Raw genomic sequence first — 11,619 nt, forward strand, 5'->3', positions numbered from 1 at the left:
AAACACTATTCTTCAATCTTCACCTTGCCCTTGCTCTTCGCCATTACCTCTTCGGCAATGTTGTTTGGAGCCGGGTTGTAGTGGCTGAACTCCATGGTTGAAGTTGCACGGCCTGAAGACAATGAACGCAGTTGGGTTACATAACCGAACATTTCGCTCAACGGAACTTTGGCCTTGATCACCTGGAGGTTGGCACGGCTGTCCATACCTTCGAGCATACCGCGACGACGGTTAAGGTCACCGGTAACATCTCCCATGTACTGATCTGGTGTAAGTACTTCTACTTTCATGATCGGCTCGAGCAGGGTTGGTTTTGCTTTGCGGCCCGCTTCGCGGAAACCTGCTTTTGCGCAAAGCTCGAAGCTCATTGCATCAGAATCCACATCGTGGTAGCTACCATCGAATACGCGGATCTTCATATCGCGGACAGGGAAACCTGCCAGTACACCGGTTGACATTGCTGTTTCAAAACCTTTGGTGATAGCCGGAACAAACTCTTTAGGGATAGATCCACCAAACAGGTCGTTCACAAACTGGAAGGTTTTTCCTTCGTTTTCTTTCAGCCATTCTTCATCAGCAGGGCCGATCGAGAACTGGATATCTGCGAACTTACCACGACCACCCGATTGTTTTTTCAACACTTCGCGGTGTTCGATCGTTGTTCCGAATGCTTCTTTGTAAGCCACCTGCGGCGCACCCTGGTTCACTTCCACTTTGAACTCACGACGCATACGGTCGATGATGATCTCAAGGTGAAGCTCTCCCATTCCACGGAGGATGGTTTGTCCTGTGTCTTCGTCTGTATTCACACGCAGGGTTGGATCTTCCTCAACCAGTTTGGCGATGGCCATACCCATTTTATCTACGTCTGCCTGCGTTTTCGGTTCAACCGCGATTGCGATTACCGGCTCAGGAATGAACATATTTTCGAGTGTGATCGGATGGTTCTCATCACACAAGGTATCTCCTGTTTTGATCTCTTTGAAACCAACCGCTGCCGCGATATCACCTGCTTCGATAAAATCGATCGGGTTCTGTTTGTTCGCGAACATTTTCATGATACGGCTGATACGCTCTTTCTTTCCGCTTCTTACGTTCAATACATAAGAACCCGCATCCAGGTGTCCTGAATAGCAACGGAAGAACGCGAGACGTCCCACGAAAGGATCGGTCATGATCTTGAATGCCAGCGCAGCAAACGGCTCTTTCGGATCCGGTTTGCGAACCAATGGTTCACCGCTGTCTGGATCTGTACCTACTGTATCTTCTACGTCTACCGGTGAAGGCAGGTAGCGGCAAACTGCGTCGAGCGCGGTTTGTACGCCTTTGTTTTTGAATGAAGAACCGCACATCATCGGAACGATGCTCAGGTCTATACATGCTTTGCGGATCGCAGCGTGCATTTCGTCTTCTGTGATGCTGTTCGGATCATCGAAGAATTTCTCCATCAATGAATCATCGTATTCAGCTACGGCTTCCACGAGGTTCTGGCGCCATTCGTTGGCTTCCTGTACCATGTCTTCGGGAACATCGATCTCATCAAAGGTCATTCCTTCTGTTTCCATGTGCCAGATGATCCCTTTCATTTTGATCAGGTCAACCACGCCTTTGAAATTATCTTCGGCACCGATCGGCAACTGCAGCGGAACGGCTTTCGCACCGAGCATTTCTTTTACCTGGTTAACCACCATGAGGAAGTCTGCACCTGAACGGTCCATTTTGTTTACGAACCCGATACGCGGAACCTTGTAACGGTTTGCCTGGCGCCATACGGTTTCAGACTGTGGTTCTACGCCATCCACCGCTGAGAAAAGGGCGATCAGGCCATCCAGTACGCGCATGGAACGCTCTACCTCAACGGTAAAGTCAACGTGGCCCGGAGTATCGATGATATTGAAATAATAAGATTTGGTATTCGCGTCAGCTTTACCTTTTACAGTTGGAAAGTTCCACTGGCAGCTTACTGCGGCTGAGGTAATGGTGATACCCCTCTCTTTTTCCTGTTCCATCCAGTCGGTGGTAGCCGCACCATCATGCACCTCCCCGATCTTGTGAATCATACCTGTGTAGCGCAGGATACGCTCGGTAGTGGTGGTTTTACCGGCATCAATGTGCGCGGCAATACCAAAGTTCCGTTGTAATTTAAGGTCCGCCATAAAAAAGTTATCGTTTAAGTTTTTTTGTCCTGGATTTTTAAGCCCAATTTTCGAGCGGCAAAGGTAGGAATTATAGCGATTGGGAAATGATAAAATTATGTTGTGGAAAAAAAGATAGGCGCTGGTTTACCACCTTTGAGGTTATATACGACAAAACCCTTGAACAGGCCCTCGATGAACAAAGGGACCAGGACGGTTAAAAAGCTTTCCCTGCCTGTTAACCATCCTGATCCCTTTCAAGCTATTTTACCTGAATTCAAACCCTATATCATTGATAATCAGCTATTTTTTAGCCTTCACACTTACCACCGCCACATCGTAGATGAGCGCTGAATGCGGAGGTATGGTTGCGGTGCCTGTTTCGTCGTAAGCCTGCGCGGCAGGAATGATGGCGCGGAATATGGCCCCTTCTCCCACCCTAACCAATACATCGCGCAACCCGGGTATCACTTCTCCAACGAGTGTCATGTAGGACGAACCGGACTTTTCGGAGTTTTCGATCTCCTTCCCTTCAGGCAATGTAATGATCACATTGAGCACCACGGTATCTTTTGTGGTGATCTTGACCGCGGAGCCGGGTTTCTGAACAGAGAAATAAACACCTGTTGTCAATACCTGGAAGCCTTTTTCTGCCCTCACTTTATCGAACAGGATCTTTTCGAGCTGTTTGTTTTTTTCTTTCTGGAAAGTGGCCTGGTACTGAAACAGGCGGGCCTGTACTTTTTCCGGATCCACCATCAGTTTTTTATTCGAAAGCACATCGTTGATGGCTTTGGTAAAAAGTGCAGGATTGTTCACCACAAATCCCGTTTTCGCAAAAAACTGCTGCATCATATACACACCAAGGCTATATTGGATCGTGTCTTCTACCGCGCTCGGCCTCGCAGTTCCTTTACCCTGGCCGAACGAGGCCCCACACACAAGCATTAAAAGACACGTAAAAAGAACCACAATTTTTTTCATGTTACTGTTTTGTTTATAAGTGTGGCAAAGATAGAAAAAACACGGGGTATGGCTGGTTATTTCAAGTTAATTAAGGTTAATTGAAGAATACACATTACACGGCGCAAAAGCCGCAGGATCTTTCTTTCAGAAGATTGCGGCACATTAAACCGTTCCGGTATAGGATCGTTTTAACAGGTCAGAAAAAAATCAAAGGCGGCGTTTGATCTCCAGTAATTCAATGGTTACCATCAGCGCGCTGTTGGGCGGTATATTCGCTGCGCCTTTTGAGCCGAAGGCGAGTGCCGATGGAACAAAGACCTGGTAGGTTGCGCCTGCCTGCATCAGCTGAACCGCTTCGCTTAATCCTGTTACGAGTTTGCCAACCACCGCGGTAAGCGGTGATGCGGGATAAGTGTTTTCGAAAATTTCGCCACCGGGTAAACTGCCTTTGTAATGGATCACCACCGTGTCTGTATCCGAAGGCTTCGGCCCTTTTCCGGGTTTGATCACGATGAACTGAACACCGCTCGGCAGCCGGCCCACATTGGGTTTGTCTTTGAGCGCAAGAAACATCTGCTCCTCTAAATATTTGCTTCGCTGTATGGATGTTTCGTCCTGGTAGGCAGACAGCATTGCATACGCGAGGCTGTCTTTCATGAGGCGCGGCTTGCTCCGGTACACATCGTTCAGCCCTGCCAAAAACAATTCGAGGTTGATCGACGAAAACCCGCCACGCAGGAGGTAGTTGCCCATGTAGGTGCCGAGTGCATATTGTATGGAATCTTCTTTTGTTTCGAGTTTTACGGCGGGCATCACCACGTCTTTTTTCTGCTGCGCGTTGGCCGCGGTGGAAAAAGACAGTATCGTGCATATTGTGAGCAGAGATCCTTTCATATGAAATGTAATTTGATCATCACTTAAAAAATGATCACCACCAGGCAATACTTTTTATTTTATGCTACGCACCTTCACCATTTCAACTTCGAGCACCAGCGGCGCATTGGGTGGTATCATTGCCGTACCTGCTTCTCCGTAGGCCAGTGCTGCAGGAAAATAGATTTGCCATTTAGATCCTTCCGGCATCATCTCCAGGATCTCGTTCAATGCGGGAAAGAATGCGGTGGTTCTTGTTTCGAATGGTTTTTTTGATTGATAAGTATCTTCTACAATATTCCCATTGGCCAGTTTTGCGATCATGTGCAGGGTGATCGAATCTGTGCGCAACGGCCGCGGGCCCGCGCCTGCTTTCAGCACCGCGTACCTTACACCATTCGGAAACATACCCATGCCGGGCTTTTCTTTCAGCGATGAAAATAATTTCTGTTCGTCGGCCATCGCTTTCCCTTTCAACGCAACTTCCGCATAGCCGTTCAGGTTGGGCGTGATGAGCGAGTCCGGGATGGTGCGCGTGCGGTTCAGCAACACATCATCCAGTCCGCGTAAAAACAATGGCGAGCTGCTGCTGAACGTAAGGCCATTGTTAGTCATCCACAACGCCATGAACGCACCGATGGTGTATTGGATGCTGTCGCTGCGCGTAACCAGTTTAACAACAGGAGCACCCGGCGTTTTTACAGCTGGTTTCTGGCCGAATGCATTTGCGGTGAACAATAAAAGAGCGGGCAACAATTTTTTCATCAACAAAAATTTGATACAGCAATTTACAAAAATGAACAAGATCGCAGTGCCTGTTGCCGCGCAACGAAGTTAATTAAGGTTAATAGGGTAATTTTTAACGCGTTGTTTAAGGTATGTTGACCACGAGCGAATTAGATGCAGATGGCACCGTGATCACAGCGCTGTTGTTGATGGCGAGTGTGCGGCACGTAACTACCGTTCCCGATGCAATGCTTTTGGATCCGCTGTTGCTCACCACCAGGGCATAATAAGTAAAGGGAGCGTAGATGGTTTGTCCCACTGAACCATTGTAATCAAATGTACTGTTGGTTACGCTCCATGTAGCGCCCGATGCTGTTGCAGTAAATATACCCGACACACCGATGGTTCCTGTTGTAGAAAAAGAAACCGTAGCGCCGCCGCGTGCACCTGTGATGGAGAGATTTGCATAATTGAATGCTTCGATCTGCTGGGCGCCAGACCCGTTGTAATCAACGATGCTGCCTGTAAATACGAACGATGTATTTGATGCGCCTGAAACGGTTAATGCGCCCGCGATGCCAATGGTTCCGCCATTCAGGAAGGTGGTTGCGTTTCCACCTTTGCTACCGGAGATGGTGATGTTGTTGAATCCGAAGGTTGGTATCGTCTGTGCACCTGTTCCATTAAAGTTAACGGTGTTGCCGGTGGTAACATAACTGCCGATATTGCTCGCGCCGGATGTGAGGAACGTTCCCGAAACGCCGATGGTTCCCGCGGCGAGTGTGATCGCGCCGCCGCCTTTGTTACCGGAAACGGTGAGGTTGTTATAGTTTACCGCGCCAATGGTTTGCGCCGCGGTTCCGTTGTAGTTTACGGTGCTTGTGTTGGCGGTAAAGGTTCCGTTGTTCAACCAGTCGGAGCCAACAGAAAGTGTGCCTGATCCCATGGTGATGGCGCCGCTTCCCACGATATCGCCCGCTACCGCAAGGTTTGTATTGTTTGTATTCAGCAAAGCGGTTCCGCCCGATGTGCTCCAGTTTCCCGCTACGTTGTATGTGCCGGCTGCCGTTGTTTTATTTCCCGTTCCTGAAAAACCGAGGTTGTAATAATTTCCGAGTTTGATGTTCTGCGCAGAGGCGCTGGTATAGTTTACGTAATTGCCAACCGCTTCTGCAAGTAAGTTGGTGATGGTTACGGCCGCATCCAGGCTCAATGTGCTTCCCGGATCCTGCCGCAACGTGCCCGCACCACCCAGTGATGTGGTAACGGTAAGTGTTCCTGTATTGGATACAGCGCCGCTTACGCTCACGGTCGGTATGATCAATAAGCCGCTAAGTGTTTTATTTGTTCCGCTGAAAGTATAGGCGCCCGAACCTGCGGTAAAGTCTGTTGCGAGGCCGTAGTTGGCAAGGTTGCCCGGCAATGTCAATGCCGCATTACCTGAGTTGTTCCAGGTGGCGCCCGCGTTTACGGTTACATCGCCATTGAAGGCTTTTGTTCCGGTGGCGCTGCTGATGGTGAGTTTACCGGTGGCGCCGTTTCCTACAATTGTATTGCCCGATACCGTCAGCGCAAAAGCTGCAGCGGTAAAGTCGCCCGCGTCTTCGATAACCAGGTCGCCGCTGATGGCCATTGTAGCCGTTGTAACTGCTACTGCCGTACCCCTCACGTACAGGTCAACAATGTTTGGTATGCTTCCCAGTGTTTTGGTGTTTGTGCCGGTACCACTGAGTATAAGCGTGCTGTAGCTTGTTGCCTTTACGGTCTGCGCCCCGTTGTTGAAATAGTTCACGGTATTCACATTGGCCGAAGCTGCCAGTGTAGGAACGATGGTGGTTCCGCTGTAGGCAAGTATTGCATTGGTGCCCTGGGTTAATGTGCTGGCGCCGGCAAGGGCGGTGGTAACCGTGAGTACTGCGTTGTTTGTTGTTGTTCCTGAAACGGTGAGGTTGGGTATAATGAGCGCACCACTGATGTTCTTGGCTGTTCCGCTGAATGTGTATACGCCATTGCCTGCGTTGAAGGTGCCGTTGTTCGTGAGACTTCCGGAAAGGCCTATGTTAACGGTGGCTGCTGTATTGTCCCATGTAGCGCCCGCGGCCACGGTAACATCGCCTGTAAAAGTTTTAGCGCCGGTGGCGGAATTGATCGTGAGTGTTCCGGATGATCCGCCGCCGATCGTTGTTGCTCCCGTTACGGCAAAACTAAATGCGCCGAGTGTCATCGATGTTCCGTTGTTCACTGTAAAGGTTCCTGCAACGGTTGCGTTCGCACCCATGGTTACTACGGCACCCAGGTCGGTGTTGAGGTTATTAAATGCAGTGGTCGACGATCCTGAAACGGCCTGCGCGCCACTTCCGTTGAACGATACGGTGCCGCTGTTGTGGGTAAAGGTTCCGCTGTTGCTGAAATCGCCCGCGATGCTCAGGTCGTTGGAAGTGGAAAAGAATGTTCCTGCACTGATGTTGAGATCATGCAGTTGTATCGCCTGGCTCACAAAAGCAAGTACGCCTGTTCCTGCCTTGGTAAGATCGTTCGTAACGTCGTTGATCGTTCCGGTGTTGCTCAAGCCGATGTTGGCCGCAACGGTTACCGTTACGCTGGTAGACATGGTAATGGCACCGCCCATGTACAATGGCTGTGTTCCCGTGAGGCCGAAATTGCCCGCCCATGTTTGCGGTATCGAAGTGAGGGTGAGCGCCGCTGCGGTTGTATTTTGAAGGTTCCCTCCATTGATGATCAGTGAACTTGCGGTACCTATTGCTCCCGCTATACCAAAACCCAGTGTTCCTGCATCCAGCGTTGCAGAACCGGTGAACGTGTTGGCAGAAGAAAGGGTGAGTGCGCCGGAATTTGCTTTGCGCAGCGACAATGTACCCGTTCCATTAGAGATCAAACCTGTAGATACCACTACCGCACCAACATTATCAAACGTAACGAGTTTGGCCGGAACAACCGATGTTCCCCCTGTAATGCCACCGGTAATATTGGTCGTTCCACCGTTCACCTGTGTAACAGAGACCGGCTGGCTGATCACAATGGAGGCCGTGAAAGATGAGGTGCTTGCCGCGTTTCCACCAATGCTGTAGGTGCCGGATGTGGCATTGTCGGTAACCGTCACGCCTCTTCCTATTGAAAATGCACCGCCTGTTAAAAGCGCCACGTTTGCATTGTTTGCAGTGGTGGTCGCATCTCCCATGATTATTGCATTGGCAGAGTTGCCAAAGGGCCCGTTGGTTGAAGCAACCACGTTTGCCCCGGCGATCAATGTACCGCCGCTTACCGTCGTATTGCCTGTATAAGCGTTGGCGAGGCTCAGCGTAAGCGCACCGTTGCCCCGTTTTACAAGACTGTTTGCACCGGTACTGGCTGGCTGGGTAATGGCCGTGGTTGTCATCGTGGCATCGCCCGTAATATCAAACGTGATGGTTTTGGCGGCATTCGTGGCCGATACCATTCCCCCTGTGAAAGTTAGTTTGTTGGCACCTGTTGTTGCTACCTGGTTAACGGTGAACGATTGGTTATAGGTAATCGCCCCTGCATAAATTGCGTTCGCATCTGCGATACCACCTACCGTGTATCCGCCCGCGGTGGCCTGGTTGGCGATTGTTATGGTACGGGTTACGGTAAATGCGCCGTCGATCCACAATCCTACGGGATAGTTGTTGGTGGCTGTATTGGCATTGCCAAGCGTGATGGTTGATGTGGCATTACCAAAAGCACCTACCGCACCGGAGGGCGCATTGGCGCCGGCAACCAGCGTTCCGTTCTCAACAGTGATGGCTCCGGAAAAACTGCTGTTTGCGTTGGACAGTTTGAGCTCTCCTCCGCCTGTTTTCAAAAGCGTAAACGCACCGCTTACAAGGCCCGTAATATTCAGATCTACGGATGGTGTTCCGCTTCCGTCTTCATTGACCAGCATCGTACGGTTGGCACCGAGTGCAACCGGGCATGAGATTGTACACCCCGATGTGATGGCGCCGCTACCTGTATAGTTTACCGTAAGCGTTCCACCCAGTGTCATCGCACCGCTGCCTGTTATGGATGCGCCGGTTCCGCCACCTACGTTTTCCAGGGTTACGGTCGGACTGCCCAGGGTAAATGTATTCAGTCCCAATGTTGTTCCTGCCCTCACGGTTAAAGTGGTTGCGGTTGTATTGGCAGCTAATGTTTTTGTTCCGCCGCCGCCGCTGATCACCAGGTTGGCATAGGCAGCAGGGGTAGTAAGGAAAGTATAGGATGCGTTGGCCGCGTACTCAACCGTGGAAGTGGCGCCGTTGAATGTGAGGGTGCTTGTGCCTGTTCCCGATTTTACAACAGGGGTGCTGCCCGAAATTTTAAGATAGGGCGCGGTGGCTCCCAATGTATAAGTTGATGTATTGCCTGCGGCCGCATTTACTGTGGTGATGGATGTTCCTACGTTTACCGTACCGCTGGTATGCGTAATGGTTGCATTGTTGGCAAAAGTAGAGTTGCTGCTGGTGAGCGTTATTCCGTTTGTAATATTCAGGGTAACCTGCGTGATCGTAAACGTGGTGGCACGTGCCGATCCTGTTGCGCCGGTTCCCGCGGAGCCCACTGCGAGCGACTGGCAGTTCAGTGTACCTGTTCCGGCGAGCGTCCATAAGGAGGCACTGTTGACGGTACTGTTGTGTGTCACGGCACCGGAAACGGTGAGCACCACACCCGCGCTGATCGTAAGTGTTTTGGAGGTACCGGTAGAATTGAATGTGAGTGATGCGATGGCCGTTGCAGGGGTTGAGCTGATCGTAGGCGCATTGGTGGTTTGCGGAATGATCACAACATCCGCTGCATTGGTGCCGGGGAAAGTTCCGCCGCCGGAGTTGGTCCAGTTGCCCGCCAGCGCCCATGCTGTGCCCGATGCGCCGGTCCATGTATAAGTAATGGCAAACGCTTCACCCGAAAACAAAATGGCAAAGAGCATACACAACGAAAGGGCAACCACACGACGCAATGATCCTGTTTTTTGTTCCGAAGGAGAAAATGGATATGGTGAATTGCCCGGTTGCATAATGTCTTTTTAAAACGGGGAACTACTCTCCCGTTTTTTTCTGTGATGCCGCAGATTTACCCATGTCTTCGATCAACGCTCTCAGCGAAGCCATTTCTTTTTCCAGTTTATTGATCCTTTCAGAGTCAGATTTCAACGTTTTGATCTCGGCCCTCAGCTCGTCGATGATCCTGGTTTGTTCTTTGATCGCTTCTACCAATACCGCGGTGATCTTGGAGTACTCAACGGTTTTGAATCCTTTCTCATCAGTACGAACCACTTCAGGAAGCACTTTTTCAATTTCCTGTGCAATGAACCCGATCTGTTTCAACGAATCAAATCCGTTGTTCGGGAACTCTTCTGTTTTCCACAGGTAGCTTACCCCACGCAGCGCGTTTACTTTACTCAACGCATTGGTAAGTGTATGGATGTCTTTTTTGTACCTGATATCGGATGTTTCGTTGATACCGGTTGACTTGAATTTACCAACTACTTCGAGTTTGTAAGTGGTACCGCCCGCGCCTGCGCCACCGATCACCACCACCTGGCTGCTGTTCGTACCCGCGATCTGGATCTTACCGGTGTTACCTGTATTGGTTCCTATGTTCACCGCGTTTGCACCCGAGCCTGTTGCAATGTTTACAGACTGCCCGGAGTTTGACTGACCGAGTATGATGTTAGAGGTTTGCGATGCACCCCCGATCGTTGTTGTATTGGTTGTGGCCGATGTGCCGAGTTCGAAGCCACCTGTTACAGAAAGGTTGGCGAACGTGGCGCCGCCGCCACTGCCAGAGAGGTAGGTGGTATTGTCAACGGATCCATCTGCTTTAAGGAAACCTGTGGATGCTCCGCCGTGAACCTTATACCCTGCCGCCAATATACTTCCCGTAGCGGATATGCCGCCCGTTGTTGAGATGCCCGTTCCGAGTGTTACCCCGGTAGTGGATATGGTTCCCGCCGCAGCAATGGCTCCGCCCGACGTTAAGTAGTTTTTGGCTGTGATGGTTCCGCCCACGATCAATGGAAGGAGTCCGCCCGCTCTAGGCGCCATTTTTCCGACATCACCCAGTTCACGCGCGCCGGCGTATTCTGCAGCAAATTCTTCGGTAGTGATATCCTTGTATTTAACCACTTCACCATATCGTGCGTAGCCTTTCGAATCGGTAATACCAGGATCGCCCTGAACCAGCGGCACGTTGCCGGCGCTTTGGTAGTTGAGTTTAACATCACCGCTTAACAATGCGACGGTATCGGTGTTATTCACCGCACCCACGAAGCTACCGGAGAAGATACCACCATCGATACGGTTGTTAACGAAGATCCTTTGGATGCTTGCGTACGGCGCCGTAATGAGTCTTGTGGCAGATACTTCTGTAGCCGTTAACACACCACCCAGTGCCATGTTACCAACATTGATCACCGCACCGCTCAATACACCCGCCGCAACCGTTCCTGTTATGTTGGCCGATGCTGCTGATATGTTGCCTGACGAAGTGAGGCTGCCCACTTCAGCACCATAGGTTACGGAAAGCGTTCTGGTAGTGGTGTTGCCGGTAACGGTAAGGTTGCCGCCTACAGATGCATTGTTAGCGCTGATACCGCCCACGGCGCTGAAACGCTGTGCTGTTATCGTGCCGGTAGAGGTGATGTTACCGCTGATGCTTGCATTGGCAGTAGTTAATGTACCCGGAACGGTGAGGTTACCGATCAATCCGGTTACGGTGCTCAATCCCTGCGATGTTACGGTACCGGTAGATGTAAGGTTGCCGTTAACGTTCGCGTTGTTAACCGTTGCAGTGATTGCACTGAGCGATTGCGTTGTGATGTTTCCGGTAACGGTTAAAGCGCTCAATGAGAGACTTGTGATGCTCGATAAAGCTCCTGCACCAAGAACGCCGCTGAATGTTC

General features: G+C 50.7%; 6 protein-coding genes. All 6 read right to left on the reverse strand.

All coding sequences use genetic code 11. The features are described from left to right. Nucleotides 1-5: 5 nt before the first annotated feature. Nucleotides 6-2,156, reverse strand: a complete 2,151-nt coding sequence (gene fusA / locus GWC95_RS08195) for an elongation factor G (RefSeq protein ID WP_161818199.1) — start codon at nt 2,154-2,156, stop codon at nt 6-8. A 282-nt stretch (nt 2,157-2,438) separates the two neighbouring features. After that, nucleotides 2,439-3,119 (reverse strand): FKBP-type peptidyl-prolyl cis-trans isomerase, encoded by a 681-nt coding sequence (locus tag GWC95_RS08200; protein WP_161818200.1) that lies wholly within the window; start codon nt 3,117-3,119, stop codon nt 2,439-2,441. A 189-nt stretch (nt 3,120-3,308) separates the two neighbouring features. Beyond that, a complete protein-coding gene (locus GWC95_RS08205; protein WP_161818201.1) occupies nt 3,309-3,995 on the reverse strand; it encodes an FKBP-type peptidyl-prolyl cis-trans isomerase in 687 nt (228 codons plus the stop codon). Between the two features lie 54 nt (nt 3,996-4,049). Next, entirely contained in the window at nt 4,050-4,739 is a 690-nt protein-coding gene (locus GWC95_RS08210) for an FKBP-type peptidyl-prolyl cis-trans isomerase (RefSeq protein ID WP_161818202.1), read from the reverse strand. Nucleotides 4,740-4,845: 106 nt separating this feature from the next. Next, complete coding sequence (locus GWC95_RS08215; protein WP_161818203.1) at nt 4,846-9,732, reverse strand: beta strand repeat-containing protein; 4,887 nt, start codon at nt 9,730-9,732, stop codon at nt 4,846-4,848. Between the two features lie 22 nt (nt 9,733-9,754). Beyond that, nucleotides 9,755-11,619 (reverse strand): tail fiber domain-containing protein (locus GWC95_RS08220; RefSeq protein ID WP_161818204.1); only part of this gene is annotated, 1,865 nt, incomplete at its 5' end.

The organism is Sediminibacterium roseum (assembly GCF_009939005.1).
GTDB lineage: Bacteria > Bacteroidota > Bacteroidia > Chitinophagales > Chitinophagaceae > Sediminibacterium > Sediminibacterium roseum.

Excerpts from the sequence above, each read along its gene's own strand:
- fusA (WP_161818199.1), bottom strand. The coding sequence starts at position 2,156 with ATGGCGGACCTTAAATTACAACGGAACTTTGGTATTGCCGCGCACATT.
- GWC95_RS08215 (WP_161818203.1), bottom strand. The coding sequence starts at position 9,732 with ATGCAACCGGGCAATTCACCATATCCATTTTCTCCTTCGGAACAAAAA.
- GWC95_RS08200 (WP_161818200.1), bottom strand. The coding sequence starts at position 3,119 with ATGAAAAAAATTGTGGTTCTTTTTACGTGTCTTTTAATGCTTGTGTGT.
- GWC95_RS08210 (WP_161818202.1), bottom strand. The coding sequence starts at position 4,739 with ATGAAAAAATTGTTGCCCGCTCTTTTATTGTTCACCGCAAATGCATTC.
- GWC95_RS08205 (WP_161818201.1), bottom strand. The coding sequence starts at position 3,995 with ATGAAAGGATCTCTGCTCACAATATGCACGATACTGTCTTTTTCCACC.